This is a genomic window from Kribbella sp. NPDC051952 (assembly GCF_040680855.1).
Classification (GTDB): Bacteria; Actinomycetota; Actinomycetes; order Propionibacteriales; family Kribbellaceae; genus Kribbella.
In genome coordinates, this window is the sequence record NZ_JBFAXQ010000022.1 from 91,521 (window position 1) to 111,796 (window position 20,276).

Sequence of the window (20,276 nt, forward strand, 5' to 3'; positions counted from 1 at the left end):
TCGACGTGCCAGGAGCGGTAGGAAATCCGAGGCCGGGCTGAACGCGGTTCCCGACGTTGTGCTCGCTAGGTCGGCCAGCAGGACTGCGTCTGTGGGGGTCGCGCGGCGCCATTGCATGAGTGTCACCTCCCGTGTCTCGACCTGCTCAGGAGGTGTTGTAGTGAGTCGGGGACTGTCATGTTGGGGAACTCTGATTGTTTGTCGGCGATCGCGCGGTGCAGGAGCGGCAGGTTGAGTTGGGTTGGGTCGATGGCGGTGATGGTTGCGTCGATGCGGGCGTCCTGGCGCCGGGAGATCATGGTGGCGAGTTGGACCTCGATCGGGACGGTTGGGATGGGTTGTCCGTGGCAGGTCAGGGTTTCGCGCTCGTGCCAGACGAGGGGTGCGCGGGTCTCGATCATCAAGGTGGCTACGGCGGGTGCGTCGATGTGCGCCAGTTCGACCTTGACGCTGCCAACGATCCATCGCCCGAAGGTCCAGCGTTCGCCGGCGTCGCCGAACTGGAGTGTCGGTTGCGTCGTTGTGCTGAACCACAGTGAAGGGCTGGCTGTGGCGTCCTGCACTACCGCCGAGCTCGGCTCAGCCAGCTCTGGCGTCGGTAGGACGGTCGCGGCTCGGGCTACGTCGTCGGCTGCGCGGATGGCGATGTCGATATCGCCTGGGACGATGGCAGCACCATGGAGCGCGGTTGCCGCGCTGCCGAGGAGCATCCACTCAATGCGACTGCCGTTCAGCCGCTCGGCGACGGTTGCCAGCGCCATGGTCCACGGAGCATCCATGTCTCCTGAAGCTAGCTGGCACGACCGACAGTCGTTGCCTGAGGCTAGCTGGCACGACCGACAGTCGTTGCTTGGAGCTGGCTGGCACGGCCGACGGCCGTTGCTTGGAGCTGGCTGGCGCGGCCGACGGCCGTTGCTTGGAGCTGGCTGGCACCGACGACTGCGTTACTGCGGCAGGGGGCCTGAGATGGTGAGGTGGTGGCCGTCCGATAGGACGAGGGTGGTGGTTCGGCGGTACCAGGGGGTGTCGGTCGGCGGGGTGGAGTTGGTTAGGCCGGCGGAGAGGGCTGCGGCGTACAGGGGGTCGACGAGGGTGCCGACTTCGAGGGTGAGGGTTGTTGGGGTGATGTCGGCGGTTGTGTGTTGCAGGTCGAGGCCGCTGCCGCCGCTCCAGGGGGTGAGGTCGAGGCGGGCGAAGGTGGGCTCGGGGTCGCCCAGTTGGAAGGCGAGATGTAGTCCGAGCAGATCGCGCAGGAGTTCGACGGTTGTCGGTACGTCGCGGACGCGGAGGACGGGATGAATCGCGAACGTCGTCGGGTCCACCGGGTTCGCGGCGCAGGCCATGATGACTGATTGGGCGATCTCGCCGGGATGGGTTCGGGGGAGGCGGCCGACGAGGTCGAGGCCGGCGTGGCGGGCGACTCCGATCGAGCGGACGTTGCGCGAATCGATCCAGGCTTCGACGCCGGTGATGGCGGGTTGAGCCAGGAGGTGATCGACCACCGCCCGGGCCGCTTCGCTCATGAGACCGGCGCCCCAGTGGTCGCGGTGGAGGTACCAGCTCAGCCCGCGGACCGTGGTGCCCTGGTCGGAGAAGACCCCGATCAAACCGATGGCGGCATCGTCAGGCCGAAGGCGCAGCACCCAGGTCCACCCACCGTTGTCCCCGTACTCCTGCTCCAGCCGATCGACGGTCTCAGCCACGCTGCGGCTCGGTGTCGAGTACCCACCCCGTGCCCATTCCTCGTCGGCGAACATCTCGTGCAAGGCGTCGAGATCACGAGCCAGTTCGTATGGCGCCAGTTCGAGTCGCCGAGTCGTCAGCATCTCCATCGGTCGATTCTGCCCTCTTTCGCACGGCAGGATGCTGTAGCCAAGGCGTGCCGTCCGGAGTAACGATGGGCGCCTGGGGAAGGAGAGAACGTGGCGGAGTCAGCTAGAGACCCCTTTGGTGGGCGCGTGCCTACTAGTCATGAGCGGATGACCGGGGTGCCTTGGGATGCGTCGTACGCGGATGGGCCGGCGCCTTGGGAGGTGGGGGAGCCTCAGTCGGCGGTTGTGCGGCTGGCGGCAGCAGGTGGGTTCACGGGGGCTGTGCTTGATGCGGGGTGTGGGAGTGGGGACAACGCGCTGCACCTTGCCTCGTTGGGGTTGTCGGTCCTTGGCGTGGACGTTGCGGAGACGGCACTGGCCAGGGCTCGGGTGAAGGCTGAGGAGCTGGGGCTCACCGTCGAGTTTGCGTACGCCGACGCGTTGCAGCTCGAGAAGCTGGGCCGGACGTTCGACACGGTGCTGGACAGCGCGTTGTTTCATACGTTCGGGATCGATGAGCGGCGGCCGTACGTCGACAGTTTGGCGAGCGTCGTCGCACCCGGCGGGACTCTCTACGTGCTCTGCTTCAGTGACGAAGGGCCCGATGTCGGACCGCATCCTGTCGCCAAGGACGAGCTGACAGCAGCGTTCGCGGACGGCTGGAGTATCACCGCGATCGAGTCGACGAGAGTCGAGACGCGCTTCCACGAGGATGGTGCATCGGCCTGGCTGGCGACCATTACGCGCTGAAGGTTCGACCTCGCTCGAATAGTTCTGCCCGCGGACCTGTGGGTGCCTATGGTCCGCTTTATGGCTGCTGGGGTGGGGTATCGGGAGGTCTTTCGGGTCGCTGAGTTCCGGGCGATGTGGCTGGCGGAACTGCAGTCGGTGGCCGGGGATCAGTTGGCCCGGGTTGCGTTGTCGGTGCTGGTGTTCAACGACACGGGCTCGGCGGCGCTGACCGGGCTGACGTATGCGTTGACGTTCGTACCGTCGTTGCTCGGTGGGATCTTCCTGACCGGGCTGGCGGATCGGTTCCCTCGGCGGGAGTTGATCTTCGCGGTCGATGTGTTGCGCGGCTGTCTGATCCTGCTGGTCGCGTTGCCGGTGATGCCGTTCTGGTCGTTGTGTGTGCTGGTCGGGATCGTGTCGTTGCTGCAGCCGGTGTTCAAGTCGGCGCAGCTCGCGGTGCTGCCGGACGTGCTCGGCAAGGAGCGGTTCGCGACCGGGATGGCGATCCGCAGCATCACGATCCAGTCCGCGCAGATGGCCGGGTTCGCGGGTGGTGGTCTGCTGATCGCGCTGTTCAATCCGTACGTCGTACTCGCGCTCGACGCACTCACCTTCTTCGGCTCCGCGATCCTGATCCGGATCCGGCTGACGGCCCGTCCGGCCGCGGATCGAGCGGCCTTCGAACACACCGGCGTACGACGGTCTTGGCGGGCGTCGGCGGGTGAGTCGTGGGGGCTGCTGTTCGCGGATCGTGGGATGCGGACGCTGGTCCTGATGTTGTGGTTGATGGCTCTCGTCGCGGTGTACGAGGGGATGGCTGCGCCGTACGCCGCTGTCTTCGGAGGCGGGTCCGTGGTGGTCGGGTTGATTCTGGCTGCGGATCCGTTCGGCAGTGTGGTTGGCGCGTTCTTGTTCAGCAAGTTCGTGCCGGAGGAGAAGCGGTCCGGCCTGCTCGGGCCGTTGTCGATCGCGTCGGCGGTGCCGGTGGCGGTCTGTTTGTTGCGGCCCGGGCTGGCGGTGTCGATCGTGATGTTCGTACTGGCGGGTGCGTTCGGGACGGTCGTGGTGATGCAGACGACGACGTCGATGACGATGATGCTCCCGGACGAGCGGCGCGGGCAGGCGATCGGGATGTCGAACAGCGGGTTGACCACCGCGACGGGGGTCAGCCCCTTGTTCGCCGGCCTACTGGCGGACCGGACCGATGCCGTGAATGCCGTTGGCTGGTTCGGGTTGGTCGGCACTGTGGCGGCCGTTCTCCTCGCCCTCGCCTGGCAACGAGTTCCGACCCCCGCCACGGAGTGACAGGATGAGTGGGTGGAGGTTCGTAGTTTTCGAAGTCACTGGCTGGTGCGGGTCTTGCTGTGCATTCCGCCGCTCGCCGCGGTGGTTGCTGGATTCATCGATGCCGGGTTCTGGCTGGCCGTGCCGGTTGCCATGATCCCGTTGTTCGCGGCGATCCTTGACGAGGTGCGCTTCACCAAGGACGAGTTGCTGATCAGAGGGCTGTTCAAAAGCGCGCGGTTGGCGAGGCAGGACGTGGATCACGCGCGCTTCGACTACAGACCGCTGGGGGCCTTCCTCGAGATCTACCGTCGAGACGGTCAGGTCGTCCGGTTCCAGCGCGTGCCCAAGATGACGTCGAGCGAGTTGAGCGGCGACCCGCCACCTCCGGACAGCCTGGCCTACAAGATCACGAAATGGGCTCAGACCGGTGAGTTGCCGGAGGGGTGATCGTGGTTGGCGATGGGCTTGATCGGTGATTGTTGCTTTTCACCAACCGCCGGGTGCCCTAGCGTCGGTGACGTGGACAACGCCTTCGATTACGACGCTGAGTTGAGCCGGTATCACCAGCAGCTGGTCGCGGCGATGGCTGTTAGGCCTGATGATCAGGTGCTCGACGTCGGTTGCGGTACCGGTCTCACCACTCGCGAGGCAGCTGGGCGGGCTGTCCGTGGCAGCGCGGTCGGCGTTGATGTCTCCGTGGAGATGATCGCGACCGCCCGGCAGCTGAGTAAGGACGTGCCGAACGCCCGGTTCGAGCAGGCCGACGTCCAGACCCATCCGTTCCCAGCGGGGGAGTTCTCGTTGGGCGTGAGTCGCTTCGGGACGATGTTCTTCGGCGACCCAGAAGTTGCGTTCAGCAACATCGCGCGAGCGTTGCGTCCGGGCGCGCGGCTGGTGCAGCTGGTCTGGCAGGAGTCGAAGTACCAGGAATGGGTGACGGTCATCCGCGAAGCGCTCACCGGCGCACCCCCGGATCCCATCGAGGGCGGCGCATTCTCGCTCGCGGATCCGGCGACGGCGCAAGGTCTGCTCACCGCAGCGGGCTTCATCGACATGGAACTGACCGAGGTGCGCGAGCCGGTCTACTACGGTGCGGACGCCCAAACAGCTTCCGATGCGATCCGCGGGCTGGGTATGGCCGGCGATGCGGATGACCGTGCCTTTGACCGGCTGCTCGCCGTACTGGCTGAACGCGAGCAGCCGGACGGAGTCTGGTTCGACTCCCGAGCCTGGATCATCACGGCAATCAAAGACTGAGCTGCCCGACCTGGTAGTCGCCGCCGCGCTGCTGCGTCATCACCATCAGCCGGTTGAACGCGTTGATGAGGGCGATCAGCGAGACGATAGCCATCAGTTGCTCGTCGTCGTAGTGCTTGGCGGCGCGCGCCCAGACATCGTCGGTGATGCCGCGGGAGTCGGCCAACCGGGTGCCTTCCTCGGTGAGTTCCAGCGCAGCCCGCTCGGCCTCGGTGAAGACCGTTGTCTCGCGCCACGCCGCGACCAGACTGAGTCGTACGGCGCTCTCACCGGCGTGCGCCGCCTCCTTGACGTGCATGTCGAGGCAACCACCGCAGCCGTTGATCTGGCTCGCACGAATCCTGATCAGCTCGGCCGTTGCCGTTGGCAACTCCGAGCCGGCGATCGCCTTGTCGGCCAGTACCAGTTGCTTCCCGAACTTCGGGCCGAACTCCGTAGCGAACGGGTTGAGCCTGGCATCCATCAGAATCTCCTTCGTCGGTTGAGGCTTTCACCTACTTGGACGAGAAGAATCCTCAAGACGTAACAGCGCCCATCGCCGCCAGCCGCTCGGGGTCGCTGGTGGACTCGACCGCGACGATCCGGCCGTCCACCACCGTGCATGCCATGACCCCGACCAGCCGCCCGTTCGCGGCGTACGTCGCGACACCTGGCAGACCGTTCACTACCGCCGCGCGCATGTCCACCGAGGAGCGAGCGCCGCGCAGGGCCGTGGTCGCGATCTCTTCCGCGCCCTGCCTGACGACGAGGCCGCGGCGGGTGTGCGAGTGCCAGGTCACCTCGGGGTCGAGCAACCGGAGCAGTTCCTCGAAGTCCCCGCTCCGGGCGGCAGCCAGGAAGGCGTCGACAACGGCCCGCTTTTGCGGTTCGTCCGCCGGCCGGTCGGTGCCTTGGACCTTCCGCCGGGCACGGCTGGCGAGCATCTTGGTCGCGTCCGCGGACTTGCCGATGATCTGGCCGATCTCCGCGAACGGCACGGCAAACATGTCATGCAGTACGAACGCCAGCCGCTCACTCGGCCCGAGTGTGTCGAGCACCACCAGCAGCGCTAGGCCGACGGATTCCGCGAGTACGGCGTCCTCCTCGGGACCGTCCTCGAGGATCACGAGGTCAGGCAGTTGGTCGTCGTACGACGCCTCCGGCCGGGTTTTGCGGGACCGCAGTACGTCGATGCACACGCGGCCGACCACGGTCGTCAGCCAGCCGGAGAGGTTGTCGATGGCGCCCGCATCCTGCCGCGCGAGCCGCAACCAGGCCTCTTGTACGGCGTCCTCCGCATCAGCCCGGGATCCGAGCATCCGGTAGGCCACCGACACCAGCCGCTCCCGCTGATCCTCGAAAGCGCGAGCCAACCCGTCATCCGTGGTCATCCAGTTACCTCCCTCGACCATTCACCGTCATGACCATGACGAGCGCCGATGGGGAAAGGTAACTGGACGACACGGGGAGGACTACTCCGCGACCTGGTAGGTCGGGGTGATGATCGCGCGGGCCAGCGTGTGGAACGCCAGGTTGAAGCTGACGACCGCCGGGGTGGCGTCGGCATCCACATCCAGGGCCTCTACGTCGATGGCGTGGACGACGAAGTAGTACCGGTGGACCTGGTCACCCGCCGGCGGGGCGGCGCCACCGAAGTTCTTGGTGCCGAAGTCGTTGCGGACGTGGAAGGCGCCGTTCTCGAGGCGGTCGGTCGCGCCCGCGTTGGCGGGGAGCTCGGTGACGGTGGCCGGGAGGTTGACCAGGACCCAGTGCCAGAAGCCCGAGGGCACCGGCGCGTCCGGGTCGAAGCAGGTCACGACGAACGCCTTGGTCTCGGCGGGGAAGCCGGACCAGCTCAGCTGCGGGGACTGGTTCCCGCCGGCGAAGGCGTGGTCGTCGGACAGCTGCTCGCCGTCGGCGACATCCGAGCTGGTGACGGTGAAGGAACCCGCCTTCGGGAGCAATTCGTACGGGTCCGGGGCGACGGGTCGATCGAGCGACATCTGTGATCCTCCGGGATCTCGCGACGTGTGGTGATTCCGACATTACTGTCCACCGGAACCGGATCCGTCCCGGGGCAGGGGTCAGGGGATGCGAAGATCGTCGGGCAGTGGATCGTCAGGCAGTGGATCCTCGGGCAGTGGATCGTCAGGCAGTGGATCGCCAGGCAGTCGATCCGCAGGCAGGATCGCGAACGGACTTGGAGGAGCGCGGTGGAGGAGTACCTGGACCGGATCGGGCCGGCGGACGAGGTGGCGATGCGCGCCGCGACCGAACGGCAGGCCGGGCTGACGAAACCGGCCGGTTCCCTCGGCGTACTGGAGGAGCTGTCCGTCCGGGTCGCCGGGATGACCGGCACCTGTCCGCCTGCGGTGCCCGCGCCGGCTGTGGTCACGGTGTTCGCCGCCGATCACGGCGTACACGCGCAGGGCGTGTCGCCCTGGCCGCAGGAGGTGACTGCCGCGATGCTGGCGAACTTCGCCGCCGGCGGTGCCGCGGTCAACGCGTTCGCGACCAACAACCGCGTCGACGTCCGCGTCGTCGACGTCGGGGTGGCCACGCCGGTCGACGAGCTGGACATCGTCCACGCGAAGGTGCGCCCCGGTACGCGCGACCTGTCGACCGAGCCCGCGCTCACCGAGGACGAGGCCCGCGCGGCGATCGCGGTCGGCTTCAATCTCGCCGACACGCTGGTCGCCGACGGCTACCGCTGCCTCCTCACGGGCGACATGGGGATCGCGAACACGACTGCGAGCGCCGCCCTGATCGCCACGTTCACCGGCTCTACCGCGGACGCCGTTACCGGCCGCGGCACCGGCATCGACGACGCGACCCTGGCCCACAAGACCGCGATCGTACGGTCCGCTCTCGCGCTGCACGACGTACCGGCTTCGGACCCGCTGAAGGCGCTCCAGGCGTACGGCGGCCTCGAACACGCGGCCCTGGCCGGGTACATCCTCGGCGGGGCAGCCAACAAGGTGCCAGTAATCCTGGACGGCGTGATCGCGGGAGCGGCCGCCCTGGTCGCGCAGGCGTTCCACCCGGCGGTGATGGACTACTGCGTCGCCGGCCACCGTTCCGCCGAGCCGGGACACGCGATCGCGCTCAAGACCCTCGGCCTCCAGCCCCTGGTCGACCTCGACCTCCGCCTGGGCGAGGGGACGGGGGCGGTACTCGCGTATCCGATCCTGACCTGTGCGGTCCGGGCGCTCGCCGAGATGGCGACCTTCGAGTCGGCCGGGATCGACTCGTGACAAGTCAGTACCTGTCCGGACTCGTCCTCGACGGCCGGCGCGTGGTCGTCGTCGGCGGCGGGGGAGTCGCTCAGCGCCGCCTGCCCCGGCTGCTCGAGTCCGGCGCCCAGATCGACCTGATCTCACCCTCGATCACTCCGACGATCGAGGGCCTCCTCGCCAACCCGTCGCTGACCTGGTTCGAGCGCGGCTACGAGGACGGCGATCTCGATCGCGCCTGGTACGTCGTGGTCGCGACCGACGATGCCGCGGTGAACGACCAGGTCTCGGCGGAGGCCGAGGAGCGGCGGATCTTCTGCGTCCGGTCAGACGATCGTGCGCGCGCGACCGCGTGGACCCCCGCGTCCGGGCAGCACGACAACGTGACGATCGGCGTCCTCGGTGGCGGCGATCACCGGCGTTCGGCCGCGGTCCGGGACGCGATCCTGGAAGGGCTGCGGACGGGGGAGTTGGGCGCCCGGGAGGTCGAGAAGCGCCCGGGCGTGTACCTCGTCGGTGGTGGACCCGGCGATCCGGACCTGATCACGGTTCGCGGGCGGCGGTTGCTGGCCGAGGCGGACGTGGTGGTGGCGGACCGGCTCGCACCGCAGCCGTTGCTGGATGAGCTGCACCCCGACGTCGAGCTGTTCGACGCGGCCAAGCTGCCGCGGGGGCGGGCCGCGCAGCAGGAGGAGATCAACCGGATCCTGGTTGATCGCGGGCGGCAGGGGAAGGTCGTCGTACGGCTGAAGGGCGGCGACCCGTACGTGTTCGGCCGAGGCTTCGAGGAGGCGCTCGCCTGCGCCGAGGCCGGTGTCCCGTGGACGGTGGTGCCGGGGATCACGAGCTCGATCTCGGTGCCGGCGGTGTCCGGGATCCCGGTCACGCATCGCGGCGTGACGCATGAATTCACCGTGGTGTCAGGGCATATCCCGCCGTCGCATCCGGACTCCTTGATCAACTGGGACGCGCTGGCGCAGTTGCACGGGACGCTGGTGCTGTTGATGGCGGTCGAGAACCTGCCGGCCATCACCGAGCGCCTGATCGGGGCCGGTCGGCCGGCGACGACTCCGGCCGCGGCGATTGCCGACGGCACCCTTCCGGGGCAGCGGATGGTGACGTCGGACCTGGCCGGTATCGCGTCCACGATGGCCGAGGCCGGTGTCGGTGCTCCCGCGATCGTTGTCATCGGCAACGTGGTCGACGTGGCTGCGCAGGCACGATGAAGGTCCCGTTGGAGGATCCGGCGGATCCACGCCTCGCGGACTACGTGCAGTTGCGGGAGGTGAATCTCCGGCGGTTGCTGGAGGAAGAGCACGGGCTGTTCATTGCCGAGGGCGACAAGGTGATCCGTCGCGCCGCGGATGCCGGGTATGAACCACGCTCGTTCCTGCTCGCGCCGCGCTGGCTGGACTCGCTGCAGGACGTGCTGGAGAAGTGGCCCGACACCCCGGTGTACGTCGTCTCCGAGGAGCTGGCCGAGCAGGTCACCGGGTTCCATGTCCACCGTGGTGCGCTGGCGTCCTACCGCCGCCGTCCTGCGGTGCCACTGGGCGAGTTGCTGACGGAGAACATCAGTCGTATCGCGATCTTCGACGACATCGTGGATCACACCAACGTTGGAGCTGGGTTCCGGGCGGCGGCCGCGATGGGCGTGGAGCTGGTGCTCGTGACGCCGACGTGTGCGGATCCGCTGTACCGGCGTTCGATCAAGGTCTCGATGGGCACGGTCTTCCAGGTGCCGTGGACCCGGCTGGAGAGCTGGCCCGGGGATCTCGCCGTACTGCAGGACAACGGGTTCACGGCTGCCGCGTTCGCGCTCACCGACGACTCGATCACGCTCGACGACCTTGCCGCGCGCCGTGATGACCGGCTGGCGTTGATCTTCGGGACCGAGGGGCACGGGCTCAAGCCGCACGTGCTCGAAAAGGCCGACCTGACCGTGCGGATTCCGATGGCGGGCGGCGTCGACTCCCTGAACGTGGCATCGTCGGCAGCAGTCGCGTTCTACGCGACCCGACGCTGAGGGGGACCCATGCGTACGACGGAACGCCTGCTGCTGCGCCCGTTCCGCGAAGAGGACCTGGAGCCGTGGGCCGCGCTCAACACGGATCCCGAGGTGATGAAGTACCTCGGTGAGCAACTGCTGAGTCGCGAGCAGGCGGACGAGATCGCCGAAGGGGTGAACGAGCGGTATGCCAAGGACGGCACCGGGTTCCTGGCGATCGAGCGTCGAGCCGACGGGGCGTTCCTTGGCGCGTGCGGGTTGCAGCACACGCCGTGGTTCCCGGACTTCGAGATCGGCTGGCGACTGGCCCGGGAGTACTGGGGTCATGGGTACGCGACCGAGGCCGCGGCGTCCTGGCTGGAGCACGGGTTCACCGCGATGGGGCTGCCGCACGTAATCTCGGTGACCGATACGCCCAACGCCCGTAGCATCGCGGTCATGCGCCGGCTCGGGATGAGCTTCGACCAGGAGACGGTGCTGGAGGAGGACGGCGTTCCGTTCGACGCCACCATCTACCGACTCACGGCGGAGGCATGGAACGCAGCCCGAAAGTAATCCTGGTCACCGGCATGCAGGCAGCCGGGAAATCGACGATCGCGCCGCTCCTGGCCGCGCGCCTCGGCCCACCGGCGGCCACCCTCGACGGGGACGTGTTCTACGTCGGCGTCGTCGCGGGAGCCGAGGTCATGACGCCGGAGCCGTCGGCGGAGGCTGTGCGCCAATTGGAGCTGCGGTACGACGCGACCGCGCTGGTAGCGCAGCACTACGCGGACGCCGGGTTCGACTTCGTCTGCAGCGACATCATCCTCGGTGGGCACGTCGAACGCTGGTTCAGCCGGTTGCACGACATCACGCCATACCTTGTGGTCCTTATCCCGTCCGTGGAGTCGATCGTCGAACGGGAGATCGGGCGCGGCGGCAACAACTCCTACCGGGACTGGGGAGACTCGCTGGAGGACGGCGTACGGGCGTTGCAGGCCGGGCTGGAGGACATCCCGCGCCGGGGTCTGTGGCTCGACACCACCGGTCAGACCCCGGAGCAGACCGTCGAGACGATCCTTGCCGACCTCGAGAAGGCGCGCTGGTAGCCCGTCCGCTGGTAGCCCGTCCGCTGGTAGTCGGTCCGCTGGTAGTCGGTCCGCTGGTAGTCGGTCCGCTGGTAGACCGTCAGGTCGCGGGGGTGTCCTCGTGCTCGTCCTCGTGCTCGACCATCGGGGAGACCGGCCAGTCGTCCGGGTAGTCGGGGGCCAGTTCCTCGGCCTCGCCGAACAGGCGCTTGCGGTACTTGCGGGAGATGCGGTCGCCGAAGACCGTGCCCTGGGTGTGGTCGGTCTCGTGCTGGAGGCAGCGGGCGAGCAGGCCGTTGCCCTCGAAGGCGACGGGCTCGCCGTGCTGGTCGACGCCGGTGACGCGGGCGAAGTCGGGGCGGGCGCACTTGGTGAACGCGCCGGGGAGGGACAGACAGCCCTCGTCACCCTCGTCCAGGTGCCGGTCCTTGCCTTCCGGGAGCTCGATCTGCGGGTTGCAGACGACGCCCTGGACCCGGTTGCCGTCCTTGTCCGGGCAGTCGAAGACGAACAGCTGCAGGTCCACACCGACCTGGTTCGCGGCCAGGCCGACGCCCTCGGCCGCGTTCATCGTCGCGACCATGTCGGCGACCAGCGTCTGCAGCTCGTCCCCGAAGTCGGTCACGGGCTTGTTGACCCGATGCATCACGTCCTCACCCCACCGGGTGATAGGCCGCACCGAACCGTTCGAAGGCAACGTAGACATGGCGGAAATCCTAGCCGGACCGGCGGGGTGACGGCCCAGGGACCGTCACCCCGCCGTACGGTCCTACTTCGCGTTGATCTCGTCCCGCCAGCTGACCCACTCGCGGAGCAGACCGAGGTCGTAGTCCGGGCCGGAGGAGTGGACGGTGAAGAGCCGGGTGCCGACGTCGAGCAGCGACTTGCCGACCTGCTCGGGGCTCTTGTCGCCGACGGCGACCGAGCGCTCGATCTCGCCCGGGTCGCGGCCGATCGTCTTGCAGTGCTCGTCCAGTACGGCGTGCTTGTGCGCGATCGTCTCGGCGTCACCGAAGCCGTGCCAGATGTTCGCGTGCTTCGCGACCAGCTTCAGCGTCTTCTTCTCGCCGCCGCCGCCGATCAGCACCGGGATGTCCCGGGTCGGCTTCGGGTTCAGCTTCTCCCAGCGGCGCTCGATCCGCGGCAGGGCCTCGCCGAGGGCGTCCAGCCGGCCGCCCGCGGTGCCGAACTCGTAGCCGTACTCGTCGTAGTCCTTCTCGAACCAGCCGGAACCGATGCCGAAGATCAGCCGGCCGTCCGAGATGTGGTCGACCGTGCGGGCCATGTCGGCCAGCAGGTCGGGGTTGCGGTAGGAGTTACAGGTGACCAGGGCACCGATCTCGACCCGCTCGGTCGCCTCGGCCCAGGCGGCCAGCATGGTCCAGCACTCGAAGTGCAGGCCCTCGGGCTCACCGCTGAGAGGGTAGAAGTGATCCCAGTTGAAGATCGTGTCCACGCCGATCTCCTCGGCCGCCGCGACCGTCCGCCGGATGTCGGCGTACTGGGCGTGCTGGGGCTGGACCTGGAGGCCGATCCGTACCGGGAAGGCAGCGTAGGGGCGCTCGGTGGATTCGGAAGATGTCATGGAGGAGATCCTAGCCACGTTGCGGAGGCCCCTCCGGATCGGGCCGGGTGCTGGACCGGCCACGGGGGCTAGCGGGTGAAGTACGACGCCATTTCGCCGAGCATATGGGCGACGCCGGACTTGGTGACCGGTTCGTGGTCGGCGGGCAGGCCCTCGCTGCGGTAGTCGAGCCGGGTCCGGCCGTCGCCGAGGTCCTCGAACTTGATCGTGATCTCCTCGGCCGGCTCGTCGAAGCGCAGGACGACGCCGCGCGGGAGGTCGAACTCGCCGAAGCGGACGGTGAACGGCACCTCGACGTCACCCGCGCCGACGAAGACGGCTGAGATCTGGCCGTCGGTACGGGCGTCGATGCTGACCCGGTCACTCGGCGTGGTGAACCCGTCGGCGACGAACCACGCCGCGAACGGCTCCGGCTCGGTGAAGGCGCGGGAGACCTCGGTGGGCGGTGCGTCGATGGCCTGGGTGAGCGTGAACATGAGCTGGACCTCCTGGAATCGGGCTGACTCCAGTACTGTCGCGCACCCCGTTTACGGAATCTTTCCGGTCGGGATCTGGTCGGCGTACTCGGCCGCCCAGTCGCCGAGGGCCCGGAGCGGGACGAGGAGTCCTTCACCGGCCGTGGTCAGCGAGTATTCGACCCTGGGTGGGGCCTCGGCGTAGCGATCACGTCGTACCAGGCCGTTGTGTTCGAGCCGGCGGAGCGTCTCGGTGAGGACCTTCTGGCTGATGCCGCCGATCTGCTCACGGAGCTCGCCCGGGCGGGCGGGGCCGTGGGCGAGCGAATAGAGGACGACCATCTGCCAGCGGCCGCCGATCACGTCGATGGCGACGCGGGCCTGGCAGTCGGCGAAGAATCTCGGCTCCACGGGTCCATTCTGCCTGGGCCGTTAGGTACCTGGAGGTGTGTATCGGATTGCCTACCGTCGAGGCATGCGGATAGGAACTCTTGGAAATGGCCTGATGGCCGAAGCATTGGCTGGTCGATGGATCAAGGCCGGTCACGACGTGATGATCGGTGGACGCTCGCGGGAGCGGGCGGGGGAGTTGGCGAGGCGGATCGGGGCCCGGGCGGGAAGTTTGCAGGAGGCAATGGAGTACGGCGAGGTCGTGCTGCTCGCCGTACCTGCTGAGGTGGCGGTGGCGGTGGTCAGCGGTTTGGAGCTTGAGCCCGGTCAGATCCTGATCGACTGCACGAACGCGGTGAATCACCAGGACTTCACGCTGGACGAGCCGGCGATGGCGGAGGCGATCAGCCGGGCGGTGCCGCAGGCCCGCGTTGTCAAGGCGTTCAACCTTGCCGCGGAGACGGTGTGGCAGGACGCACCTCACGGGCTTGGGGTGCCGATCTGCGGTGACGACGCGGCTGCGCTGGATCTGGTAGGCGAGCTGGTGCGGGACCTGGGGTGTGAGCCGGTGCACGCGGGCGGGCTTCGACGGGCGAGGTTGCTTGAGGCAACGGCTGCGCTGGCGATCGGGATCTGGGTTAATGGCGGGGATGTGCGGGGGATGTTTCCGCCGGTGGAGATCGCGTTCGGGTCAGTGCCGCCTGGGAGCTGAGGGGCCGAGTCGGAGGCTCCAGAGTGGGAAGAGGAGGTAGGTGCCTGCCCAGCTGGACTCGGCGACGTACGTCCAGCCGGGGGCCGTGTTCAGGTCGTCCAGACCCATGAAGACGCCGGGCAGGCCGACCAAACCGAGCGCCATCACCGCGCCGGTGATCAGGCCGAGCCGCCGCGGCACCGACGCCGCGGCGGTGCGGTTGGCAGCTATCAACCAGATGCCGATCAGGGCGAACCCGACGCTCGACACCAGTCCGGCGAGGTAGTAGCCGGTGGTATCGGTCAGGACGAGAATCGAGCCCACGACCGTGATCACGGCTCCGACTGCGGCGAGGGCTCTGAAGACGACCGCGGCGGACGTCCGCAGCTGCCAGGCCAGTACGGCGCTGAGCAGCCCGAACACGGCGTTGCCGACATCGTTGATCGAGCCGAACGGCTCACCGGCCACCCACAACAGGATGAGACACAGGCAGGTGCCGAACCCGACAATCCCATGCACCATCGCCAGCCGCCACAACTCGTAAACCCTGTCCGTCGCCATCGCCGCCCCCGAAGTGCCTCAGCAGAGGCACCCTACGAAGTGCCTCTCCAGCAGAGGCGTCCCCGAGAGTGCCTCCCAGCACACGCTTCCCCGGGAGGTGCCCCCAGCACACGCTTCCCCCCGGAGTGCCTCTTAGCTGACTGTCTCTCCGGAGGCGGCGAGTGGCAACTACTTGTCGCCGAGAGAGCCGAACAGCTCGTTGAGTTCCGCTTGGGGGATCTGGTCGCGGGCGAAGGTGATCGTGCCCTTCGTGGCCAGTTCCTCCGCGCTGCGACGGACGAAGCCGAGGGCGGCGCGGGCGATGCTGCCGCCGAGGCTGATCCGGGTGACGCCGACGTCCTGGAGGTCGGCGACGGTGAGGGTGGACGTGCCGAGGCCGATGACGACGTTGACCGGACCGTCGATCTCGGCGACCAGCGTGCGGATCGTGTCGAGGTCGTTCACGCCGGGCACATAGAGGCAGTCCGCTCCGGCGGCGCGGAAGCGGTTCGCCCGGTCGATCGAGTCGGCGAGCGAGGTCGGCGTACGCAGGAGTTGTCCGTCGGTCCGGGCGGTCAGGACGAAGTCGGGTCCGGCCGCCTCGCGTGCGGCGACGATCCTTTCGACGGACAGCTCGGCGTCGTACAACTCCCGCCCGTCGAAGTCCTCGATGTTCCCGCCGGCCAGCCCGGCTTCGCGGGCCAGCGTGATGGTCTCGACGACTGCGGCCGGCTCGGCGCCGTACCCGTCCTCGAGGTCACCGTTCACCGGTACGGCGCTGACCGCGGCGATCTCGCGCATCCGGGCGAACATGACGTTCCGGGACACCGACGGCGCGCCATCGGGCAGCGTGTGATCACCCTTCGCCTGCGAGAACGCGATCCCGGCACTCGTGGTCGCGATCGCCGGGAAGCCGGCCGCGGCGAGAATCACCGCACTGCCGGCATCCCAGGCGTTCGGCATCACGAAAGGGGCGCTGTGCAGCTCACGAAAGCTCGTCATGCCACCGAGTCTGTCACCCGATCACTTAGGCCCACACCGAAGCATCAGCCAAGCTTCGCAACCATCCGAGCCACCGCCGCCCGAGCCTTCGGACCGTTGATCAGGTCGGCATCGCCCTCGGTGCCCTTGGTGTTCCAGTACAGGTAGAACGCAGGCCTGGCCTGTGCGGACAACTTACCGAGGTACGCCGTCTCCCGGTCGATCTCGCTCGCCCGGGCCTGGTCGCTCTTCGTGCCCTTGAACCCGCGCTCGGTCAGACCCCACCGGGTCGTTGCCCCCGGCGTCTTCTGGACGAGCTCGCTGAACCAGCGGACATGACCGTCGTGCTCGCTGATGATGTCGGTGGCCGGCTGGGTGCCACCGCTGTACGTATCGGCACCGTAGAAGTCGGCCTCGACCCGCCACGGCTTCGGGTCCTTGGTCCGCGGCCGGTTGTCGTCCCACTGGTACGCCATCGCCGAGTAGCCGACCTTCACCTTCGGGTCGGCCGCCTTCATCACGTCCCGGACCCGCTTGAACCCCTTCGCAAACGTCGTCCCGTCCATGACGCCTTCGCGACCCCGTCGTACTTCTTCCGCAGGTCGACCTTGGTGCCTTGGACACCGTTCACGAACTCCCGGGTCGCCTTGACGCCGGGATAGCGCTTGGCGAGCTCTTTCGGCGCGATGTCGCCGTGGACGCCCATCAGGACGGGCGTCGCCGCATCCGCTTGATCGGCGGCGGTCAGAACAACAGCGGTGGTGGCGAGCGAAGCGCCCACCACCACCGCGAGGATCTTGTTCAGCATGTGGCCTCTATCCGCGAGTCAGTTGCTGTGCAGCCCCCTCATCGAGCAACCATAGTGTGCGGTCGAGGCCGCGGGGGTGAGCTGCGGGGACGTCGCCACCGGACAGAGCCTGGCTGACGGCGTCGGCCTTGTCGTTGCCGGCGACCACCATCCACACCTCGCGGGCGTTGTCGATGGTGGGGAAGGTGAGAGAGATCCGCGTCGGCGGCGGCTTGGGGGAGTCGTGTACGGCGACAGCCGCGACATCGGTCACCTTTAGTTGCTCATAGCCCGGAAAAAGCGAGGCCACATGGCCGTCCGGACCCACTCCGAGCATCAGTACGTCGAACGTCGGCGAACCGGCCGCGGACAGCTCAGCGGCGTAGGCCTCCGCAGCTGCCTCGGCGCCTTGCCCGGTGTCGGCCGCCATCGGGTGGACCCGCGCCGGATCCACGTCCACGCGCGAGAGCAGGGCCTCACGGGCCTGCGTCTCGTTGCGGTCGGGGTCGCCGTCCGGCAGGAAGCGCTCGTCACCCCACCAGAACTCGACCCGCTGCCAGTCGATCGCGGTCGCAGCCGGCGATTCCGCGACGGCCCGGAGCACGACCGCGGCGACCCGGCCGCCGGTCAGCACGACCTGAGCGACCCGGCCCTCGCTCTGGACGTCGACGAGGCGGGTGATCAGGCGGCCCGCGACGGCGTGGGCAAGGCCCTCGGCGTCGCGGTTCACCAGTACGGTCGGCTCACTCATGACCGCTTCGCCACCCGCTTGCCCGCCACCTTCTTGGCCGCACTCTTCCTCACAGCAGTCTTCTTCACTGCGGTCTTCTTCGCCGGAGTCTTCTTGGCAGCCACGGTCTTCTTGGCGGCCGAGGACTTCTTCGCCGCGCCCTTCTTCACCAGGGCTTTCTTGGCCGCCGTGCTCCGAGCCGGAGCAGTTGACGTCCTGGCGGCAGCCTTCGCGACCGCGGTCTGCACCGAGCGGCGATCCGCAGCGTCGACCTTCTTGGCTGACTCCGGCATGTTCTCCCGCTTGACCATGCAGGCCAGCGTCGACGCGTACACGTCGTCCGGGTCGAGCCGCCGCAACTCCTCGCTCAACAACTCGGACGTCGTACGGCGCTTCAACGCCACCGGCCGGTCCGGCTGCCCCGGGATGCTGAACGTCGCGACCGCACCATCCGGCCGCGTGAGCGCGATCGGCCCGGACGGCGTGAACATGCGTACGGCGGTGATCCCCGGGCCGCGCGAGTTCTTCTGCTCGACCGGGACGCCGAGCCGGCACTGCAGCCACGCGGCCATCAGGTCCGCGCTCGGGTTGCCCTTCGCCGAGATGACCTCGGCGCCCGTCACCTTGGTCGGGTACTGATCCAGGGCGGCCGCCATCAGCGCACGCCACGGCGTCAGCCGCGTCCACGCGAAGTCGGTGTCGCCCGGCTCGTAGCCCTCGGCCCGCGCGGTGAAGTCGACGGAGGCACGACGGGTCGCGGCCGCGTCGGTCACCCGGCGCCGGCCGAGCCGGCCCAGCGGGTCGTCGTCCGGAACCTTCGGCCCGCCACCCGGCCACCAGACGATGACGGGGGAGTCGGGCAGCAGCAGCGGCGTGACCACGGACTCGGGCACCTTGGCCAGCTCACCGTGCAGCCTGAGCAGTACGGCCTCGCCCGGAATGCCTTCACCCACGCGCACCTCGGCATCCAGACCGGGCGCACCCCGGCCGGGCCGCAGGATCGCGACCAGGACGCGGGACGGGTGTTCGCGACCGGCCTCGTTGGCGGCCTTCATCGCGTCGTGGTGGGACGCCTCGTCGACGACCACCACGATCGTGCCGACCATGCCCATGGCCGGCGAGCCCGCGTTCCGGCGGGCCTTGAGCAACGCCGAGGCGATCTCGCTCGACGTCGTACCGGTGAGGTCGATGATCATGGCCGCCTCCAAGCGCGTCCGTCGCGGGCGAGCATCTCGTGGGCGGAGTCCGGCCCCCAGGCACCGGACTCGTACTGCTCCGGCTTGCCGTGGTCGGCCCAGTACTCGATCACCGGGTCGAGGATCTTCCAGCCGAGCTCGACCTCGGTGTGCTGCGGGAACAGCGGCGGGTCGCCGAGCAGGACGTCGAGGATGAGCCGCTCGTACGCCTCGGGCGAGGACTCCGTGAACGAACCGCCGTACTGGAAGTCCATGTTCACGTCGCGGATCTCCATCGCGGTCCCTGGCACCTTGGCGCCGAACCGCATCGTGATGCCTTCGTCCGGCTGGATCCGCAGTACGAGCGCGTTCTGGCCGAGCTCCTCGGTCTCCGTCTTGGCGAACGGGAGGTGCGGCGCACGCTTGAACATCACCGCGACCTCGGTGACGCGACGGCCGAGCCGCTTGCCGGTGCGCAGGTAGAACGGAACGCCCGCCCAGCGCCGGGTGTCCACGTCGACGCGCAGCGCCGCGAAGGTCTCCGTCGCGGAGGACGCGGGGATGCCGTCCTCCTGCAGGTAGCCCTTCACCTTGACGCCGCCGGCCCAGCCGGCCGCGTACTGACCGCGGGCGGAGTGCAGGTCGAGCCGCTCCGGCAGCTTGACCGCCGCCAGCACCTTCTTCTTCTCCTGGCGCAGCGACCAGGCGTCGAAGCTGACCGGCTCCTCCATCGCGACCAGCGCGAGCAGCTGGAGCAGGTGGTTCTGGATCACGTCGCGGGCCGCGCCGATGCCGTCGTAGTACCCGGCCCGGCCGCCGATGCCGATGTCCTCCGCCATCGTGATCTGGACGTGGTCGACGTAGTGGCTGTTCCAGACCGGCTCGAACATCGAGTTCGCGAACCGCAGCGCCAGCATGTTCTGGACGGTTTCCTTGCCCAGGTAGTGGTCGATCCGGAAGACCGCCTCAGGCGGGAACACCGACTCGACCACGCGGTTCAGCTCCCGCGCGCTCTTCAGGTCGTGACCGAACGGCTTCTCGATCACCACCCGCCGCCACGAACCCGGGGCCTCGTCGGTCAGCCCGTGCTCGGACAGCTGCCGCACGACCTCAGGGAACAGGCCCGGCGGGATGGACAGGTAGAAGGCGTGGTTGCCGCCGGTACCGCGGGTGACGTCCAGCTCGTCCACGGTCTCCCGCAGCCGCTCGAACGCCACGTCGTCGGTCAGGTCACCCGGCACGAACCGGAAGCCCTCGGCGAGCTGCTGCCAAACCTCCTCACGGAAGGGGGTCCGGGCGTGCTCCTTCACCGAGTCGTGCACGATCTGGGCGAAGTCCTGGTTGGTGTAGTCGCGGCGGGCGAACCCGACCAGGGCGAAACCCGGGGGCAGCAGCCCCCGGTTCGCCAGGTCGTAGACCGCCGGCATCAGCTTCTTGCGGGCCAGGTCGCCGGTGACACCGAAGATCACCAGGCTGCACGGTCCCGCGATCCGCGGGAGCCGCCGGTCCTGCGGATCCCGCAGTGGGTTCACCGGGCCGACCGGCCCGTCATCGAGCTCAGCGGTCAT

The 20,276-nt window shown here is 68.3% G+C and carries 26 protein-coding genes; 10 read left to right on the top strand and 16 right to left on the bottom strand.

All coding sequences use genetic code 11. From position 1 onward, the window contains the following. Positions 1–122: 122 nt before the first annotated feature. Both AB0L70_RS32310 and AB0L70_RS32315 read right to left on the bottom strand, forming a co-directional pair. On the bottom strand, positions 123–779 hold the full coding sequence (locus AB0L70_RS32310) for a hypothetical protein (RefSeq protein ID WP_363690565.1): 657 nt from the start codon (positions 777–779) through the stop codon (positions 123–125). A 165-nt stretch (positions 780–944) separates the two neighbouring features. Continuing rightward, on the bottom strand, positions 945–1,832 hold the full coding sequence (locus AB0L70_RS32315; RefSeq protein ID WP_363690566.1) for a GNAT family N-acetyltransferase: 888 nt from the start codon (positions 1,830–1,832) through the stop codon (positions 945–947). Between the two features lie 126 nt (positions 1,833–1,958). Here AB0L70_RS32315 and AB0L70_RS32320 point away from each other — a divergent pair, with 126 nt between their 5' ends. From AB0L70_RS32320 to AB0L70_RS32335, 4 genes are all read left to right on the top strand, one after another. Further along, positions 1,959–2,561 carry a class I SAM-dependent methyltransferase gene (locus tag AB0L70_RS32320; protein ID WP_363690567.1) on the top strand — a complete coding sequence of 201 codons (603 nt, stop codon included), beginning with the start codon at positions 1,959–1,961 and terminating at the stop codon, positions 2,559–2,561. Between the two features lie 60 nt (positions 2,562–2,621). Continuing rightward, the gene (locus tag AB0L70_RS32325; protein WP_363690568.1) at positions 2,622–3,848 is read left to right on the top strand and encodes an MFS transporter; all 1,227 of its coding nucleotides are present in this window, start codon (positions 2,622–2,624) and stop codon (positions 3,846–3,848) included. A gap of 45 nt (positions 3,849–3,893) precedes the next feature. Then, positions 3,894–4,277 carry a hypothetical protein gene (locus AB0L70_RS32330; RefSeq protein ID WP_363690569.1) on the top strand — a complete coding sequence of 128 codons (384 nt, stop codon included), beginning with the start codon at positions 3,894–3,896 and terminating at the stop codon, positions 4,275–4,277. A 72-nt stretch (positions 4,278–4,349) separates the two neighbouring features. Continuing rightward, positions 4,350–5,087 carry a methyltransferase domain-containing protein gene (locus AB0L70_RS32335; protein ID WP_363690570.1) on the top strand — a complete coding sequence of 246 codons (738 nt, stop codon included), beginning with the start codon at positions 4,350–4,352 and terminating at the stop codon, positions 5,085–5,087. On the opposite strand, the gene AB0L70_RS32340 is transcribed toward AB0L70_RS32335, so the two are convergent. The 3 genes from AB0L70_RS32340 to AB0L70_RS32350 all read right to left on the bottom strand — a co-directional run bounded on the left by AB0L70_RS32340 (position 5,077) and on the right by AB0L70_RS32350 (position 7,069). Then, positions 5,077–5,550 (bottom strand): carboxymuconolactone decarboxylase family protein, encoded by a 474-nt coding sequence (locus AB0L70_RS32340; protein ID WP_363690571.1) that lies wholly within the window; start codon positions 5,548–5,550, stop codon positions 5,077–5,079. The two genes, AB0L70_RS32335 and AB0L70_RS32340, sit on opposite strands and share 11 nt — an antisense overlap. Before the next feature lie 52 nt (positions 5,551–5,602). Further along, complete coding sequence (locus AB0L70_RS32345) at positions 5,603–6,457, bottom strand: sigma-70 family RNA polymerase sigma factor (protein ID WP_363690572.1); 855 nt, start codon at positions 6,455–6,457, stop codon at positions 5,603–5,605. Positions 6,458–6,538: 81 nt separating this feature from the next. Further along, positions 6,539–7,069 carry a YbhB/YbcL family Raf kinase inhibitor-like protein gene (locus tag AB0L70_RS32350; protein WP_363690573.1) on the bottom strand — a complete coding sequence of 177 codons (531 nt, stop codon included), beginning with the start codon at positions 7,067–7,069 and terminating at the stop codon, positions 6,539–6,541. A 210-nt stretch (positions 7,070–7,279) separates the two neighbouring features. Between AB0L70_RS32350 and cobT the strand changes: the two genes are divergently transcribed. Genes cobT through AB0L70_RS32375 form a run of 5 tightly spaced genes read left to right on the top strand, consistent with a single transcriptional unit; the run spans position 7,280 to position 11,395 of the window. After that, complete coding sequence (cobT, locus tag AB0L70_RS32355) at positions 7,280–8,320, top strand: nicotinate-nucleotide--dimethylbenzimidazole phosphoribosyltransferase (protein ID WP_363690574.1); 1,041 nt, start codon at positions 7,280–7,282, stop codon at positions 8,318–8,320. Next, positions 8,317–9,525 (top strand): uroporphyrinogen-III C-methyltransferase, encoded by a 1,209-nt coding sequence (cobA, locus tag AB0L70_RS32360; protein WP_363690575.1) that lies wholly within the window; start codon positions 8,317–8,319, stop codon positions 9,523–9,525. The genes cobT and cobA overlap by 4 nt, the downstream gene beginning before the upstream one ends. Then, positions 9,522–10,325 (top strand): RNA methyltransferase, encoded by an 804-nt coding sequence (locus AB0L70_RS32365; RefSeq protein ID WP_363690576.1) that lies wholly within the window; start codon positions 9,522–9,524, stop codon positions 10,323–10,325. Before cobA ends, AB0L70_RS32365 begins: the two co-directional genes overlap by 4 nt. Before the next feature lie 9 nt (positions 10,326–10,334). After that, positions 10,335–10,862: a GNAT family N-acetyltransferase gene (locus tag AB0L70_RS32370; RefSeq protein ID WP_363690577.1), complete on the top strand. Its 528-nt coding sequence runs from the start codon at positions 10,335–10,337 to the stop codon at positions 10,860–10,862. Further along, complete coding sequence (locus AB0L70_RS32375) at positions 10,841–11,395, top strand: hypothetical protein (RefSeq protein ID WP_363690578.1); 555 nt, start codon at positions 10,841–10,843, stop codon at positions 11,393–11,395. The genes AB0L70_RS32370 and AB0L70_RS32375 overlap by 22 nt, the downstream gene beginning before the upstream one ends. Positions 11,396–11,474: 79 nt before the next feature. Here the strand turns inward: AB0L70_RS32375 and def are convergent, their stop codons facing one another. The 4 genes from def to AB0L70_RS32395 all read right to left on the bottom strand — a co-directional run bounded on the left by def (position 11,475) and on the right by AB0L70_RS32395 (position 13,825). Further along, a complete protein-coding gene (gene def, locus AB0L70_RS32380; protein WP_363690579.1) occupies positions 11,475–12,080 on the bottom strand; it encodes a peptide deformylase in 606 nt (201 codons plus the stop codon). A 63-nt stretch (positions 12,081–12,143) separates the two neighbouring features. Continuing rightward, a complete protein-coding gene (locus AB0L70_RS32385) occupies positions 12,144–12,959 on the bottom strand; it encodes an LLM class F420-dependent oxidoreductase (protein ID WP_363690580.1) in 816 nt (271 codons plus the stop codon). A gap of 68 nt (positions 12,960–13,027) precedes the next feature. Then, positions 13,028–13,435 carry an SRPBCC domain-containing protein gene (locus AB0L70_RS32390; protein ID WP_363690581.1) on the bottom strand — a complete coding sequence of 136 codons (408 nt, stop codon included), beginning with the start codon at positions 13,433–13,435 and terminating at the stop codon, positions 13,028–13,030. A 51-nt stretch (positions 13,436–13,486) separates the two neighbouring features. Continuing rightward, entirely contained in the window at positions 13,487–13,825 is a 339-nt protein-coding gene (locus tag AB0L70_RS32395) for a helix-turn-helix domain-containing protein (RefSeq protein WP_363690582.1), read from the bottom strand. A 64-nt stretch (positions 13,826–13,889) separates the two neighbouring features. Between AB0L70_RS32395 and AB0L70_RS32400 the strand changes: the two genes are divergently transcribed. After that, positions 13,890–14,516, top strand: a complete 627-nt coding sequence (locus tag AB0L70_RS32400) for an NAD(P)-binding domain-containing protein (protein WP_363690583.1) — start codon at positions 13,890–13,892, stop codon at positions 14,514–14,516. Here AB0L70_RS32400 and AB0L70_RS32405 read toward each other — a convergent pair. From AB0L70_RS32405 to zwf, 7 genes are all read right to left on the bottom strand, one after another. Next, complete coding sequence (locus AB0L70_RS32405; RefSeq protein WP_363690584.1) at positions 14,496–15,056, bottom strand: hypothetical protein; 561 nt, start codon at positions 15,054–15,056, stop codon at positions 14,496–14,498. The genes AB0L70_RS32400 and AB0L70_RS32405 overlap by 21 nt on opposite strands. A 168-nt stretch (positions 15,057–15,224) precedes the next feature. Then, complete coding sequence (locus AB0L70_RS32410; RefSeq protein WP_363690585.1) at positions 15,225–16,037, bottom strand: isocitrate lyase/phosphoenolpyruvate mutase family protein; 813 nt, start codon at positions 16,035–16,037, stop codon at positions 15,225–15,227. A gap of 44 nt (positions 16,038–16,081) precedes the next feature. Continuing rightward, positions 16,082–16,582 carry a hypothetical protein gene (locus AB0L70_RS32415; RefSeq protein ID WP_363690586.1) on the bottom strand — a complete coding sequence of 167 codons (501 nt, stop codon included), beginning with the start codon at positions 16,580–16,582 and terminating at the stop codon, positions 16,082–16,084. Continuing rightward, positions 16,534–16,824 (bottom strand): hypothetical protein, encoded by a 291-nt coding sequence (locus tag AB0L70_RS32420; RefSeq protein WP_363690587.1) that lies wholly within the window; start codon positions 16,822–16,824, stop codon positions 16,534–16,536. Before AB0L70_RS32420 ends, AB0L70_RS32415 begins: the two co-directional genes overlap by 49 nt. Positions 16,825–16,831: 7 nt before the next feature. Continuing rightward, on the bottom strand, positions 16,832–17,554 hold the full coding sequence (gene pgl, locus AB0L70_RS32425; protein WP_363690588.1) for a 6-phosphogluconolactonase: 723 nt from the start codon (positions 17,552–17,554) through the stop codon (positions 16,832–16,834). Continuing rightward, positions 17,551–18,729, bottom strand: coding sequence for a glucose-6-phosphate dehydrogenase assembly protein OpcA (locus AB0L70_RS32430; RefSeq protein WP_363690589.1), 1,179 nt, complete (start codon positions 18,727–18,729; stop codon positions 17,551–17,553). The genes pgl and AB0L70_RS32430 overlap by 4 nt, the downstream gene beginning before the upstream one ends. Next, positions 18,726–20,276 carry a glucose-6-phosphate dehydrogenase gene (zwf, locus tag AB0L70_RS32435; protein ID WP_363690590.1) on the bottom strand — a complete coding sequence of 517 codons (1,551 nt, stop codon included), beginning with the start codon at positions 20,274–20,276 and terminating at the stop codon, positions 18,726–18,728. The genes AB0L70_RS32430 and zwf overlap by 4 nt, the downstream gene beginning before the upstream one ends.